This is a genomic window from Desulfofundulus sp. TPOSR, assembly GCF_011393055.1.
Taxonomy (GTDB): domain Bacteria; phylum Bacillota; class Desulfotomaculia; order Desulfotomaculales; family Desulfovirgulaceae; genus Desulfofundulus; species Desulfofundulus kuznetsovii.
In genome coordinates this window covers 479,478-493,945 of sequence record NZ_JAAOEF010000003.1, presented here as the reverse complement: position 1 = coordinate 493,945, position 14,468 = coordinate 479,478, and the positions used below count along the sequence as shown (strand labels likewise).

Genomic DNA, 14,468 nt, shown 5'->3' with positions numbered 1-14,468 from the left:
AAATTCAATGAACCTGGCGGGATGCGGCGCTGTCCCCGCTCACTCCAGTGCTTCGCGCCGACAGCACCGCGGCTCGCTTCGGGCCGGCTCTGGCTCTCTGCGGATTGCCCGCCACTAATCATTCTTCGTTGTTACCTCTTCTAAGTAATATGTCTAAGAAAATTTCTTCTGGTAGTCCATCATGCGTCCTCGAGAGCCGAGCCGGCAACCTCGCTTCGCCGGGTGCTGTTACCGGCGCTTCGCAAGTCGTTCGCTCTGGACAGCGCCGCATACTTGTCATAACGGTTCTACTGAATATGTGCCCCCAGCAGTTCTTTCACTTTTTGCTCTACGTCACCGGCTCTCACCAGGGCCTCTCCCACCAGGGCCGCATCCACCCGGCAGCGGGCCAGGGCCAGCATATCCTCTCTGGAATTAATGCCACTTTCGCTGACCACCACCACTCCGGGGTCGGTGATTTTCTCCCGCAGGCGGAAGGTAGTGCTGAGATCCGTGGAAAATGTGTGCAGGTTCCGGTTGTTAATGCCGATGATGGTGGCTCCAGATGCCCGGGCGCGCTCCAGTTCTTCCGCAGTGTGCACTTCCACCAGGCAGCTCATGCCCAGCTCACCGGCCAGTGCTTGAAAGGCGGTCAACTGCCGGTCATTGAGCGCCGCGACAATAAGCAGGACGGCATCTGCTCCCAGGCAGCGGGCTTCGTATATTTGATAAGGATCGATGATAAAGTCCTTGCACAAAAGGGGCAACGGGCTTTCCCGGCGCACCAGGGGCAGAAACGCACGATGCCCCCGGAAAAAGCGGTTATCGGTAAGTATGGAAATGGCCGCAGCACCGGCCCGGGTATAAATCCGGGCTGTTTCTACCGGTTTCATGCCTTTTACCAGCCAACCTTTAGATGGTGACGCCCGCTTGATCTCGGCTATGAGGGTCACTTTCCCGGGCCGGCGTAAGAAGCTGCCCAGGGGCCTGGTGGGTCCAAGCGCCTGGATCCGGTCAATTAACCGGGAAAGGGGGCGCATTTCCCGGCGGGATTGAATCTCCCGGTGCTTGTGGGCAATAATTTTCTCCAGGATCAAAGGCTGACCACCTGCCTGCCGGCCCGGCGGGTGAAGGCCACCAGTTCGTCAAGCTTTCCTGCGGCTGCGCCGCTGTCAATACTGGCGGCGGCCAGGGCCAGACCCCCGGCCAGATCCCCGGCCTTGCCGGCAGCCACCAGGCCCAGAGCAGCGTTAAGGAGCACGGTATCCCGGCAGGGACCGGGAGCTCCCCGGAGTATTTCCCTGGCCAGGGCTGCATTGTGTTCAGGGCTGCCCCCGGCCAGGGCCTCCACGGGAACGTAAGAAAAACCGTAATCGGCCGGATCCAGGGAATATTCCCTGATTTCTTCTTCCCGCACTTCGGCCACCACTGCCGGACCGGCCGGGGAGATTTCATCCAGCCCTCCCGCTCCATGCACTACAAAGGCCCGCTTGGTCCCCAGACGGGCCAGTACCCGGGCGATAACGGGTACCAGTTCCGCACTGTACACCCCTATAATCTGGGCTTTTGCTCCGGCAGGATTGGTTAAGGGGCCAAGGACGTTAAAGACCGTGCGAATGCCTATTTCCCGCCGGGGTCCCGCCGCATACTTCATGGCTTTATGCAGAACCGGGGCAAAAAGGAAGGCTATTCCCACCCTGTCCAGGCACTCCTCCAGGTCCGCGGGAGATAACTCCAGATTTACCCCCAGTGCTTCCAGCACGTCGGCAGACCCGCAGCGGCTGGATACGGAACGGTTGCCGTGTTTGGCTACCGGAACCCCTGCCCCGGCCAGCACGAAGGCGGCAATGGTGGAAATGTTAAAGGTGTTGGCTCCGTCTCCTCCCGTGCCGCAGGTGTCCACCAGCAAGGGGTGCCTGGAACGAACCGGCGTGGCGTGACGGCGCATGGACCGGGCGAAGCCGGTAATTTCTTCTATTGTTTCCCCTTTAAAGCGCATGGCAGTAAGCAGTGCGGCAATCTGTGCCGGGCTCGCCTGTCCGGTCATGATTTCATCCATTACCTGTTCCGCTTCTTTTTCGGCCAGGCTTTGCCCGGCCACTGCCCGGCTGATGGCTTCTTTGATCATCATCTTCACTCGTCTCCCCTCAGCTAAAGTTAAATTGCTTCAGGCGGCCCACCGGCCACCCCGGCACCGCAGGAAGTTGGCCAGCAAATCCCGCCCGTATTCCGTAAGAATGGATTCGGGATGGAATTGTACCCCTTCAACGGTAAACTCCCGGTGGCGTAAACCCATGATTTCCCCTTCCACCGTCCAGGCACTTACCTCAAGGCAACCGGGCAGGTGATGCTCATCCACCACCAGGGAATGATAGCGGGTAGCCGTAAAGGGGGAAGGCAGCCCGTGAAAAATGGTCCGGCCGTCGTGATGAATGGCCGAGGTTTTGCCGTGCATCAACCGTCCAGCCTGAACAACGCGGCCGCCGAAGGCCTGGCCTATGGTCTGGTGGCCCAGGCACACCCCCAGGATTGGTACTTTCCCGGCCAGGTTCCTCACCAGCGCCAGGGAAATCCCCGCCCCGTCGGGGTTTCCGGGACCGGGGGAAATGACCACGTGGGTGGGGCTTAAGTCTCTGATTTTATCCAAGGTAATCTGATCGTTGCGCCTTACCTCGACGGGTACCCCGAGTTCCCCAAAATACTGCACCAGGTTATAAGTAAAGGAGTCGTAGTTATCGATCATAAGTAGCCTTACCTCTTCACCTGCCGGTAACCTGAACTGTTCGGTCCTTACCGGTGCGGCAAACATTGCTCTCACCCCTCATTTTCCAGGTCAAGGGTTTGCAGCAGTGCCCGGGCTTTGTTCAGGGTTTCCTGGTACTCCCTTTCCGGTACGGAATCGGCCACAATGCCTGCCCCCGCCTGCACGTAAGCAAAACCCTGATAAAAAGTTACGGTGCGGATAGTGATGGCCGTATCCAGGTTGCCGTTATACCCCAGGTAACCCACGGCACCGGCGTAAGGACCGCGGCGCAAGGGTTCCAGTTCTTCGATAATCTCCATGGCCCGTACTTTGGGCGCACCGGAAACCGTACCGGCCGGAAAACAGGCCTTGAAGGCATCGAAAGCCGACGCGTTGGGGGCTAGAACGCCCTGTACCGATGAAACGAGATGCATGACGTGGGAATATTTCTCGACGCTCATGAACTGGGGTACGGTTACGCTCCCCGGTGTGCATACCCGGCCCAGGTCGTTGCGCCCCAGGTCCACCAGCATGACGTGTTCCGCCCGTTCCTTGGGATCGGCCAGCAACTCCGCCGCCAGCGCTTCATCTTCCGCAGCGGTAGATCCCCGGGGGCGTGTACCCGCAATGGGCCGGGTTTCTACCGTATCGCCCTCCACGCGTACCAGCATCTCCGGTGAGGAACCGGCCATAACTACTGGCCCCAGGTTCAGGTAATACAGGTAGGGGGAGGGATTAATGCGGCGCAGCCGCCGGTAAACCTGGAAGGGGTCTCCGTTAAAGGGCACCTGCAAACGCTGGGAAAGAACCACCTGCAGGATTTCCCCCTGCCTGATATATTCCTTGGCCTTTTGCACCAGGGAGATAAATTCCCCTTGAGTCAGGTTGGTGCTTATACTGGAGCCGGCGTTTTTGTTCGTTGAGGAACATTCTTTAATGGCTTGTTGTCGAAATCCGTGCATGTCCGGCTTTCTACAGGGCTTTAGACCCCTGGTAGCGTCCCTGTTGGCAGAGGAATCGTTAATTAACCGGTGTATTTTTTCAATCGTTCCTGCTGCTTGCCGGTATGCGGCTGAAGGTTCCGCTCCGGGGAGGGTATTAACTACCACCCTTAAGGTGTGGCGCACGTGATCCAGGATGAGCACGGTGCCGGTGAAGATAAGGATCAAGTCGGGCAATCCCAGGTCATCCGTGGCCGTCAGGGGCAACCTCTCCAGCCAGCGCACCAGGTCGTAGCCAAAGTAGCCTACAGCACCGCCGTAAAAACGGGGCAACTCCGGCAGGTGGGGACCTCGCAAATAGTTCATCAGTTGCTCAACAATGACAAAGGGGTTTGCCTCTTTTCCAACCAATTTAATGGCATCAATCAGGCCGGAAGGATTCCCGGCCCCAGGGATAATCTGCCCCAGACCATCCTTCTGGTGGTACAGGGCCAGGGGATCGAGACCAATAAAGGAATAGCGGGCCAGCTTTTCACCACCTTCCACGCTTTCCAAAAGAAAGGAAGGTGCCCTGGTGGCCAGCCGGGAAAAAAGGGAAATGGGTGTTTCCATATCCGCCTCCCATTCGGCACTTACGGGTACCAGCCGGTAATGGCAGGCCAGCTGCAAGTACTCTTCTTCCGAGGGAAAAATCAAACCTGAACCCCCCCTACTCTAAAAGCAAAAACCGGCGCTCCAATGAGCGCCGGCAGTCCACACCAACACGAAGACTCACCACGCCTCAACTGAAGCTCCCCTCAACTCAGCTCTGCTAACTCAGCTAATAACCTGGCACCATATTTAGCTAAGCGTACCTTACCACGAAGAACATGTTTTGTCAAGGGGTCAATTTCCCCGAGTTCCGCCCTGAAACGGGATATTTTGATCCTTTCTAGATACTGTCACATAACCACTTGGGCGGCGGTCGTCCCCCGTCGCTCCGTGCTACGGGCCGGACGAAACATCGGCTTGCTTCGGAGCGAACCTGGCAGCGCTGCATATGCGCATGGAAGTTTGCCATTTGATTGGAACACTTTCTTATTTGGATACAAACATTTATTGCGAGACTGTTACCAGCGCGATTCGCGCTGCCGGTTCGCTAACCTCAGCTGCGCCGTGTTTCGTATCCGGCCCTCCGCAAGTCGCTCCTTAGCGACGACCGCCGCCCATGCCCCTTTTAGTTTTGCGACGCTTCTATTCCTTACGGTGCCCTTACTGGGGAAGTAAATCCGTGCGCAGCTGAGTAGCTTCCCGCAGATAAACGTGCTTGATTTCCCGCTGGGAGCGGGTTGTGTTCACGTGGACCAGTACCCGTATGCACCGGGGCAGGCGCCCAGGCACATCAATTTCCCGGGCACATAAAAGGGGTACATATTTCCACCCCAGCAGTTCCCGGGCTGCCGTAGCCGGAAATTCAGCATTAAGATCGGCAGTAACGGTAAAAAAGGCACTGGCAATGTCCTCGGGGTCAAGATCGTTTTCCGCCATAATAGCCTGCAACAGTTCTCCCGTGGCCTGAATGATATCCTCAGCCGTATTCCGTTCTACCGTTATGGCTCCCCGGATACCCCGTACATAGGTTTTTGCCATCCTACCGTCCCCCTGGTAATATAAATATAAAAATACAAGCACTTACAACAAGCAATTACATCTTAAAATATTGTTTACGAAGAAACCGCCCTGTGTCCCAGTCCTACAGCCACATCATCCAGATGTAAAAGTCCCACCCCAAAGAAAACGGCAACACTGATATGATCCTGGTGCCGGGCAATACCTATTTTGCCACCTACGTTTAATCCGATGGCCTTGGGCATGATCTGGGAGAGGGCCTCCCGGGTTGCTCCGGCCACTGCTCCTTCCTCGGCGTGGACTTCCCTGATCACACCTTCCCGCTTGGCGGCTACCACCGCCCGCTCGGTAATCTTATTTACCGAAGAGATAAAATCACCACCGTAATCCACGGCAGCTGTTTTAAAACCCTCCCGGGCAAAACGGGATTTTAACTCCCGCTCCTGTTCCCTGTCCTCGCTCAAAGCCATGGTCAGGGCTACCCGGGCTACCTGCCTGCTTCCCTGCGAGACCATCCCGCCCACCTCCATTCGGGCCATGAAACCGGGATCGCTGGTACAAACATTATAGGACAACCAGGGCAAAAAAACAACGGGGCGCAAACCTGAGTTATCCCCACTTTCCAACTACCCTGTTTTGGCTCCCGCTCGCTCCGGTGAGCCTCGCGGGCCAAACTATTGCTCGGCTCAAAGCTCCGGCAGGCTTCCCGGCAAATTCGGCATCCTGCCTCAGTTGCCGGCCTCGGGCATCCATGCCCTCGGGCCTGCCTTCGCTTTTCGCCTCGCTAAGTTTGGCTGGCCGCTCGGCTCAAGTCGCTCGCTAACGAGCCAAAACAGGGGCTTTAAAAAACAGGGGATACTTCAGGGCGCAAACCTGCAGCATCTCCACTTTCAGTTGACGCCGGGTTCTGGTTTGTTCCCTTCCCCCGTGCCGGGCGGGACTCCCCCGGCTTCTCCCGTGGTCCAGTAGCCTTTTGCTTTAAATTGGAGATCTCAAACCATAAAACGATTTTCGTGTTTTCCGGAAAGAATCACTTCACGTTGTACTTGCGCTCTAAATGATGGCGGTAGTTAATAAACTCTTCATAAATGCGAAACATCAGCCTTTCTACCTCATGCTTGTTTAATGATAAGGCACCGGGGGCAATAATTTCGATTTTGCGAAATTCATCCCGGGCGACAAAACGAACCAGATCTTCAAGGGTATCGGCGGTTAACTGTAAAACCACCGGGGCATAGGCAACCTCCTGGTTGTTTACGTCGTCGTAAACGGTATAAACATCCAGACTTAAATCCACGTCCTCAATATGTATGCCCTGTATGGGTACGTTGCGCAATAAGGCCAGCTGCTGCTCCCGGGCTTCCTCTGCAGCCTTATCGGTTGATTTGCCGCCAAAAAAAAGACGGCCGGGTCGCCCTACTCCTTTAAAATCCAACCTCACTTTAGCTTTGATCCCGGTGGTGAGGTCTTCCAAAACTCCACCCCCCAGCAAAAAAATACGCATTTCCTGTTATTTCGCTGGGGGCCCGGGAAATTCCTGCCGGATGGTAAAAGCAGCAAGAAATACTGTCGTTTGAGCTGTTTTAAGAAAAATGGGAGCGCGGGGCGCCGGCCGGTCCTGATACCGGCACAATGGCCACTGGCAAACTATTGCCAGAGTCTGGAAGACTGCGATATAATTTAATCATAAACGCTTTATTCGACGCGATGCAGGAGGTTTGAAGCAGGTTTTATGGGAGGGAAAAAGCTTTATATCAACCATGACTTAATCAGGGAAAAGATTACCGACATTGAAAAAGCCCTTGCCCTGCTGGATCAAATTGCCCTGACACCGGAACAGGATTTCCTGGAAGATCAGATACTGATTTCGGGAGCGAAATATCAATTCATTCTATCTATCGAAGCAGCTCAGAATATCTGTAACCACCTGGCTGCCCGGGTGGCCAGGGAGGCCCCTGACAGCTACGCAGACTGCTTTCGCATTCTGGGGAAAAGCCGGATTATCTCCCAGGAGCTGGCGCAAAAGATGGTCTCCATGGCTAAATTCAGGAACCTCCTGGTGCACCAGTACGGGAAGGTGGATGATTCAATTGTATATCGTATAATGAAAAATGATACCGGGGATCTGGTCAGATATATCCAGGAAATCAAGCTATTCCTGAAAACTGTTTCAGAAAAGGAATGGAAAGATGGAAAAGAAAAAACGACTGGTGACAGCCGGGGAGAAAAAGAAGGTTGAGAAAATCCTGAGGCGGGAATTGTCCCGTCATAAGGAAATTATTTTTGCCTACCTGCACGGCTCTTTTCTTTTGCCGGTGCCTTGTGGAGATGTAGACATTGCGATTTATCTGGAAGACAGCGCACTGTCGCAGAAATACTGGGAATATGAGGTAAAGCTGGCCATGTCCCTTGACCACCTGGTGGGCATGCCGGTGGATGTATTAACGCTCAACTATGCCCCTGTAGCCCTGCGCTATCATGCAACTCGCGGGAAAGTGCTTTTCAGCAGAAACGAGCCAATCCGGTTCACCTTTCTGGAAGATACCTGGCGTGAATATTTTGACTGCCTGCCTATGTTCCGGGCTTATATGAACGACCTGTAGGATTATGGAATGGCGTACATTATATCCCGAGTCCTGCCACCTGCCGTAAGTGCCGGATCTCCTCCCGGGTTAAAAAGCGGTACCGGCCGGGTTTGAGCCCTTTCAGGGTCAGGGGACCTATTTTAATTCGTTTTAATCGAATTACGGGATGACCGATATGGGCGCACATCCTTCGCACCTGGCGCTTGCGCCCCTCGTGGATGGTAATTTCCAGAAGGGCATTGCCGTTTTTCTTCCCCACCAGGCGTACTTTAGCCGGCGCTGTAGGGCCGTCTTCCAGTACAAGGCCGCCGGCCATGCGGGCAAGCTTGTCATTGCCGGGGAGGCCCTTTACCAGCACCAGATAGGTCTTGGGTACCCGGTGCCGGGGATGGGTAAGGGCAAAGGCCAGCTCCCCGTCATTGGTCAGCAAAAGCAATCCCTCACTGTCGAAATCAAGCCGTCCTACAGGATATACCCGTAACTTTATCCCCCGCAGCAGGTCCATTACCTTGGGCCTGCCCTGGGGGTCCTTAACCGTGGTCACATAGCCCCGGGGCTTGTTCAGTAAAATGTACACTTTCTCTTGCGGTTGGCAGGGCAATACACGGCCGGCAACTTAGATGGTGTCCCTTCCGGGGTCCACCCGGGTTCCCAGCCGGGTCACCACCTGCCCGTTTACTTTAACCATGCCGGCAGCAATCAGTTCCTCGCAATGCCTTCGCGAGGCCACCCCGGCCCGGGCCATCACTTTCTGCAAGCGCTCCATGGGCATCACCCCAGGAGCATTTTACCACAAAACAGGGCAAAAGATTCAGGGGGTTTTGCCTCACCTGAACAACTGGTTGACAATAAACACCGAAGCTGCCAGGCTGGTGAGATCCGCAGCCAGACCGGAGATGATGGCGTAGCGGTAGCGGGTTATCCCCACGGAGCCGAAATAGAGGGTCAGGACATAAAAGGTGGTATCGGTGCTTCCCTGCATGGTGGAAACCAGGCGGCCGATAAAGCTGTCCGGCCCGTGGGTGGCAATGAGGTCGGTGGCAATGCCCAGGGCCGCCCCGCCGGAAAGGGGGCGCATCACTGCATGGGGCAGCACCTCGGGGGGAAAACCCAGGGGGTCAAGGATGGGGGAAAGGACGTGCACCAGGACTTCCATGGCCCCGGAAGCCCTGAAAATACTGATGGCCACCAGCATGGCTACGAGATAGGGGATGGTTTTGATGGCCGTGGTAAAGCCTTCCGCCGCCCCTTCCACAAAGGTTTCAAAAACGGAAACACCCCTTAACATGGCAATCAGGGGCACCAGGAGCAGGGTAAGGGGAATGGCCCAGCGGGAAATTTCGTTAATCAGCTCATACACGGCAGATCACCCCTGGCGACCGTAGAAAATGCGCAGCATCCGGTCCACAATTACGGCCACGGTCATCCCGCAGGCTGTGGCAAAGATGGTTGTCCCCACGATAGCCGTGGGATCGGTAGAGCCGTACATCACCCGGATACCGATGATGGTGGTGGGAATGAGGGTAATGCACGAGGTATTGAGAGCCAGGAAGGTGCACATAGCACTGGTGGCCGTTTTGGGATCTCCCCGGTTTAATTTTTGCAGCTCCTGCATGGCTATGAGACCCATGGGGGTGGCGGCATTACCAAGCCCCAGAATGTTGGCGCTCAGGTTCATGATGATGGCACCCATGGCCGGATGGTTGGGCGGAACACCGGGAAAAAGAAACCGGGTCACGGGCCTGACCAGGCGGGCCAGGGCGCGCACCAATCCGGCGGCCTCGGCCAGCTTCATAATGCCCAGCCAGAAGGTGATTATGGCAATAAGATTTAAAGAGGTTTTGACCGCTTTATCCGCCCCTTCCAGGGCCGCCCTGGTTACCACCTCTACCTGTCCGTTGGCTCCGGCCACCAGAATGCCAAAGACAATCATCCCCAGCCAGACATAGTTGACCATTCCTGCCACCCCCGAAAAAACCACTGCTCTTTATTTTTCAGTTTTATGAGGGGAAGCAGAGGAATAGAACCGTCCAGGTTAATGTTTCCTCCAGTGGAAATATGTCTACCGCAAGAGCTTTTCCCTGTAAATATCGAGTAAACCCAGTCGGGCCACCCGTTCCCGAATGGCCTGGACGTCAGTGGTGTATAATCCCCGCTCCTGCATGCGCTGGAAATAAACCGAACCGGAGAAAGTATATTTTTTCTTCAGCCCCTCGGGGGTTTTCATTTCCCGGTGCATGAAGGCGATGATATCTCCTGTTGCCAGGTCACCGGGCAGGACAAGGGGTTTTTTGCCGGCAAGGTAGCGGACCGCATTGTGTCCGGCCAGAAATCCGGTGGCAATAGCTTCGGTATGCCCAACCAGCAGCCCGGTTTTTTCGCCCGCACAGAAAAGATTTTCCACACCTTCCACCTGCAGGGCATCATTACAGGGGGCAATGGCCATAAACCGGATGGAGTTTCCTTTACTGCCGGAATAGGGATCTGCATAACGGGCGTGCTCGAAACCCTCCACATTACGTAATACTTCCAGGGGGAAATAGGGTGTCATCAGCTTGGCGTGACCTGTGTCCAGCAAAACCAGGTTCCGGGCAAATTCTACCAGGTTATACTGCTGGCAGGCTTTTTTGGCCAGCAACTCGTGTTTCTGAAGATGTTCGGGCAGGGGGAGCACCACCTTGCCTTCCCTCTCCAGCTTTTCCACCAGCCAGTGAGCCAGGGACTTTTTGTCCAGTTTACAGGAGCCGCTCATGGCCTCAAAATGGGGGAACCCGTCGCCGGCCCTGATTTCTTCAATGCCTGCTTTGGCTGTCAGGCTTACCCGGGGGCCGAAGGCGGGGCAGCGTAATATGCACATGGCGCACCCGGAACCGTACCGGGAACAATTCTTGATTGGACCGGCAGTGCCGGTGGTATCAATGAACACATCTCCGGTAAAGCTGTTCCCCTGGGCCGTGTAGACCCCGGTAATAATGTTACCCCTTTTAAAAACTCCTACCACTCTTTTCTGTAACTTAACGTCAACGCCCATATCTAAAAGAGCCCGGCGTATTACCGGTTCGATTCTGGTCACATCGTAAAGAGTTGCGTGGCGGTGGCCGGGAAAATCCAGCCAGCGGTGTCTGACCACACTCTCTATATGCCGCAGGAACTCGCCGGCCCCCATGGCCCATACTTCTTCCAGGGCCGTAAAACGTCCGTTGTTGCGCATTATTCCGCCTACCAGGCCGGTGCCCAGGAGCATATCGGTCTTCTCCAGCAGCATGACCCGCGCGCCGGCCTGGGCCGCGGCAAAAGCTGCCGCACATCCCGCCCAACCGCCGCCTACGACGATAACCATTTCCCGCACCTCCTTTGTGTTCATTTTTGCCAGTATATTCCGAAGGCAAGAAAAAGGTCATTGATCAAGGCAATCGATGTAAAACATAAAAAAAGCCCGCCTTTCCCGGACGGACTTCTATATCTTGATCCGCTAGTTACATCGGAGGAATGGTTCCTCCCGGAGGCGGCGGTGGAGGAGACATGGCCACCTGGTTGCGGTTGTGTTCCCGCTTAAAAATGGATTGTATCTGGGAAACCAGCTGGGGAGCCAGGTCGATAAGGCGGTCAATTACAGCATTACCATCCACAGGCAAAAGGCGGACCTGTCCCTGTCCCACCACCAAAAATCCCACCGGCTGGACCGATACCCCTGCCCCGCTGCCTCCACCGAAAAACGGGAGTTGCTCCCCGTCGTGGGTCTGCCGGCCCTGGGCTTCCAGTTCCCCGCCGCCGGCGCCAAATCCACAGGCCACCCGGGAGACGGGTATGACTACCGTTCCATCGGCTGTTTCCACGGGGTCGCCCACCACCACGTTCACATTAACCATTTCCTTGATGCTTTCCATGGCCGTTTTCATTAAACCTTCAATTGGATGTTCCGGCACCTGCATCTCACCCCTTGAGGAGTCTAGTAAAAGGCAAGGCCTTTCTTAAACCATCGCGGATGAACACGAAAGCCAGCTTCACTGCCGTAACCATAATATGGCCCAGCCGAACGGTAAATATGCAGTGAATCAAAAGCCCGAAGGATGAGCCGGTGAAGTGAGGAACCACGGCTACTTCGGGCAGGACGGATTTTTTGCTGACCAGCCGGTAAAGGGCCGTCAAAACCGCTCCTTTAATGGACCACAGCCCTCCCACGGCCATGCCGGTATGGGCGGCGTCGGGCAGGCCGACGAGGGTTCGCCATTCAAACCGGCGGAGTTCGGTGCGGTGCAGGAGAAACTCCAGGGCAGGCCATACCCTTTGCCCCAAATGGACATAGCTCATCAGGCGGCGGAACAACTTTAGAGTTCCACCGGCAGACTTCTTTTTCTCTTTTTCCGGCAAAACACCCCGTGGTTCCTTCATTACCGCCTTTGACCCGGGGGCCGGTTTTGGCAGGCGCTCCCTGGGTATAAGCTGGTATTTAATATCGAACCAGGTGCTGACCACCAGGTACAGGCGATGGTCCTGTCCCCGGCGGCGGTAATATAACTCCAGGTTCAGGGGTACCACGACGAGAACGCAAAACAGGAAAAAGAGGATTAAAATCAGCCACCACAACCACACACCAAACACCACCGGTCATATTTTCCCGCCGGCCTTCAAATGTATGTAAATGTATGCAAAAGAAAATGGCCGGGAAGTTAAACATAAACTCTCCGGCCACCGGCGGACTTCTACTCCAGGATGATTATTTGAGGGTTACCGGTACCCGGGCAAGGCTTTGCTCCTTGCCCCGGACAGGAGCTACTATTTCCACAAATCCCTTCTTTGGGGAAGCAGGGGGCCCGTAACTAAGGGAAGTTTCGAAATCGGTGAAACTATCCCGTCCGACGGCAATGGTTTTTTCCGATAGAACCATGCCCCCTTCATCAACCAGACGAACCCGCACCTCCCCGGCAGAATGTCTGGCCCGGCCCACTACCTTCACCGGGCTGGTGATTTCCCGGCCCGGGGCGGGTTCATCTATGCTTGCTTCCCCCTCTACCCGGGGAGTCGTTTCCGGGTAGCCGGCCGGAGCAGGTTTTACGGCTGGCTGCGGCCCGGCAACCGGCATTTGGCCAGGTTCGCGACCCTTCTCCCGGGTAAATTGAAAAGCCACGCCACTTACCGGCCGGTCCAACCGGCCCACCCGCACAACAGTAAAAACGGGAGCGTTGGAGGCCGTTTGCCCCGGGTCGTACCTGGTGTATCTGGCCTTTACATCCAGCCAGCTGAAGTCCGCCCTGGGATTGCGCTGGCGGATTTCAGTGACTTCCGCCCTGTACTCCCTGTTACGGGGACTCATGCTGAACAGCAGGTAAAGGTCATTTCCCGCCCGTACCCAGGTGCTGGCATCGGTGTTTTCCAGGGCTTTAGCCACATCCTTGACTGCGTCCGGTGCCTTGGCCAGGTCCGTCTGCTCAAAGGAAACCCGGGTGGTTTCGGGAATAACCACGGTCCGGGGTTGAGCCGGCGGGGCCGGTTTTCTGGCAACAGTGCAACCGGCCATCCCCCAAATCAAAAGCAGAGAGGCAATAAGCAAAAGTGACCTGCGCAAATGAAATTCCCCCTTTCGGCAACATTGTTTACCGGAGAGGGGGAAATCATGCATCTAGATTTGCATGGCCTCCCGCACCATGGTCATGGTTTTTGCCGCTTCCGCCCGGGCCCGGCGGGCGCCTTCGGCGAGCACTTCTTCGATATAACCGGGACGGCTGGTTATCTGGCGCCGCCGCTCCCGCAGAGGAGCCAGCACGGCCTCCAGGGATTCAGCCAGCAACTTCTTGCAGGCTACACACCCCACCCGGCCTGCCCGGCAGTCCTCCTCGATTTCGGCCAGCCGGTGGCCGGTATAGATGCCGTGGTACTTGTGCACCACGCAAACCTCCGGGTGACCGGGATCGGTTTTACGGATACGGGCCGGGTCGGTTATCATGGCGTTTACCCGCCCCCTGATTTCATCCCGCTCAGCCATCAAACCTATGTCGTTGGCGTAGCTTTTGCTCATCTTGCGGCCGTCCACACCGGGAAGAACGGAAACGCGGGACAGCTTGGCCTGTGGTTCCGGGAAAATGGGACGGTAGAGGTGGTTAAACCGCCGGGCCAGTTCCCGGCATAGTTCCAGGTGGGGGAGCTGGTCCTCGCCCACGGGTACGGCGTCGGCCCGGTAAAGCAAAATATCCGCAGCCTGCAACACCGGGTAACCCAGGAAACCGTAGGTCATAATGTCCCTACCCTGTTGTTTGAACTGCTGTACCTGATCCTTGTATGTGGGCACCCTTTCCAGCCAGCCCAGAGGAATAATCATGGAAAAGAGCAGGTGTAATTCTGCCGTCTCTGGTACATCCGACTGGACGAAGATCACGCTTTTCTCCGGATCAAGACCCACAGTCAGCCAGTCGGCAATCATTTCCCGGACATTGTCTTTGATTCCGGCAGTATGTTCAAAAGCCGTAGTCAGGGCGTGCCAGTCGGCGGCAAAAAAGAAGCACTGGTTGTCCTTTTGCAGTTCAATCCAGTTCTCCAGCACGCTCAGGTGGCCGATGTGCAACCGGCCGGTGGGACGCATGCCGCTTAGAATTCTTTGTGCAGGCATTGGTATGG

At 55.9% G+C, this 14,468-nt stretch carries 16 protein-coding genes and 1 pseudogene; 2 read left to right on the top strand and 15 right to left on the bottom strand.

The genetic code is table 11. The features are described from left to right. Positions 1-287: 287 nt before the first annotated feature. The 7 genes from trpC to G7K71_RS13260 all read right to left on the bottom strand — a co-directional run bounded on the left by trpC (position 288) and on the right by G7K71_RS13260 (position 6,745). A complete protein-coding gene (trpC, locus tag G7K71_RS13290) occupies positions 288-1,076 on the bottom strand; it encodes an indole-3-glycerol phosphate synthase TrpC (protein WP_166347183.1) in 789 nt (262 codons plus the stop codon). Then, positions 1,073-2,107 carry an anthranilate phosphoribosyltransferase gene (trpD, locus tag G7K71_RS13285; RefSeq protein WP_166348428.1) on the bottom strand — a complete coding sequence of 345 codons (1,035 nt, stop codon included), beginning with the start codon at positions 2,105-2,107 and terminating at the stop codon, positions 1,073-1,075. The genes trpC and trpD overlap by 4 nt, the downstream gene beginning before the upstream one ends. 39 nt (positions 2,108-2,146) lie before the next feature. Beyond that, positions 2,147-2,788, bottom strand: a complete 642-nt coding sequence (locus G7K71_RS13280; protein ID WP_013822933.1) for an aminodeoxychorismate/anthranilate synthase component II — start codon at positions 2,786-2,788, stop codon at positions 2,147-2,149. Between the two features lie 5 nt (positions 2,789-2,793). Further along, on the bottom strand, positions 2,794-4,359 hold the full coding sequence (gene trpE / locus G7K71_RS13275) for an anthranilate synthase component I (RefSeq protein WP_166347181.1): 1,566 nt from the start codon (positions 4,357-4,359) through the stop codon (positions 2,794-2,796). A gap of 555 nt (positions 4,360-4,914) precedes the next feature. Then, positions 4,915-5,292, bottom strand: coding sequence for a chorismate mutase (gene aroH / locus G7K71_RS13270; protein WP_013822935.1), 378 nt, complete (start codon positions 5,290-5,292; stop codon positions 4,915-4,917). Between the two features lie 74 nt (positions 5,293-5,366). Beyond that, the gene (locus G7K71_RS13265) at positions 5,367-5,786 is read right to left on the bottom strand and encodes a HutP family protein (protein ID WP_013822936.1); all 420 of its coding nucleotides are present in this window, start codon (positions 5,784-5,786) and stop codon (positions 5,367-5,369) included. A gap of 515 nt (positions 5,787-6,301) precedes the next feature. After that, the gene (locus G7K71_RS13260) at positions 6,302-6,745 is read right to left on the bottom strand and encodes a hypothetical protein (RefSeq protein WP_243174900.1); all 444 of its coding nucleotides are present in this window, start codon (positions 6,743-6,745) and stop codon (positions 6,302-6,304) included. A 258-nt stretch (positions 6,746-7,003) separates the two neighbouring features. Between G7K71_RS13260 and G7K71_RS13255 the strand changes: the two genes are divergently transcribed. Both G7K71_RS13255 and G7K71_RS13250 read left to right on the top strand, forming a co-directional pair. Then, positions 7,004-7,510: a type VII toxin-antitoxin system HepT family RNase toxin gene (locus tag G7K71_RS13255; RefSeq protein WP_166347175.1), complete on the top strand. Its 507-nt coding sequence runs from the start codon at positions 7,004-7,006 to the stop codon at positions 7,508-7,510. Then, positions 7,461-7,874 carry a nucleotidyltransferase domain-containing protein gene (locus G7K71_RS13250; protein WP_166347172.1) on the top strand — a complete coding sequence of 138 codons (414 nt, stop codon included), beginning with the start codon at positions 7,461-7,463 and terminating at the stop codon, positions 7,872-7,874. Before G7K71_RS13255 ends, G7K71_RS13250 begins: the two co-directional genes overlap by 50 nt. Before the next feature lie 19 nt (positions 7,875-7,893). On the opposite strand, the pseudogene G7K71_RS13245 reads toward G7K71_RS13250, so the two are convergent. The 8 genes and pseudogenes from G7K71_RS13245 to trpS form a co-directional block, all read right to left on the bottom strand. Further along, positions 7,894-8,628: pseudogene (locus G7K71_RS13245) on the bottom strand (pseudouridine synthase). Positions 8,629-8,682: 54 nt separating this feature from the next. Then, a complete protein-coding gene (locus G7K71_RS13240) occupies positions 8,683-9,216 on the bottom strand; it encodes a spore maturation protein (RefSeq protein WP_166347169.1) in 534 nt (177 codons plus the stop codon). A 6-nt stretch (positions 9,217-9,222) separates the two neighbouring features. Then, positions 9,223-9,813: a nucleoside recognition domain-containing protein gene (locus tag G7K71_RS13235; protein WP_166347166.1), complete on the bottom strand. Its 591-nt coding sequence runs from the start codon at positions 9,811-9,813 to the stop codon at positions 9,223-9,225. 105 nt (positions 9,814-9,918) lie between these two features. After that, the gene (locus tag G7K71_RS13230; RefSeq protein ID WP_166347163.1) at positions 9,919-11,196 is read right to left on the bottom strand and encodes an FAD-dependent oxidoreductase; all 1,278 of its coding nucleotides are present in this window, start codon (positions 11,194-11,196) and stop codon (positions 9,919-9,921) included. Between the two features lie 136 nt (positions 11,197-11,332). Then, complete coding sequence (ytfJ, locus tag G7K71_RS13225) at positions 11,333-11,788, bottom strand: GerW family sporulation protein (RefSeq protein WP_166347160.1); 456 nt, start codon at positions 11,786-11,788, stop codon at positions 11,333-11,335. Between the two features lies 1 nt (position 11,789). Next, a complete protein-coding gene (locus G7K71_RS13220) occupies positions 11,790-12,449 on the bottom strand; it encodes a DUF2953 domain-containing protein (protein WP_166347157.1) in 660 nt (219 codons plus the stop codon). Positions 12,450-12,573: 124 nt separating this feature from the next. Then, positions 12,574-13,422 carry a Gmad2 immunoglobulin-like domain-containing protein gene (locus G7K71_RS13215; RefSeq protein WP_166347154.1) on the bottom strand — a complete coding sequence of 283 codons (849 nt, stop codon included), beginning with the start codon at positions 13,420-13,422 and terminating at the stop codon, positions 12,574-12,576. Between the two features lie 54 nt (positions 13,423-13,476). After that, entirely contained in the window at positions 13,477-14,460 is a 984-nt protein-coding gene (gene trpS, locus G7K71_RS13210) for a tryptophan--tRNA ligase (protein ID WP_013822946.1), read from the bottom strand. Between the last annotated feature and the right edge of the window lie 8 nt (positions 14,461-14,468).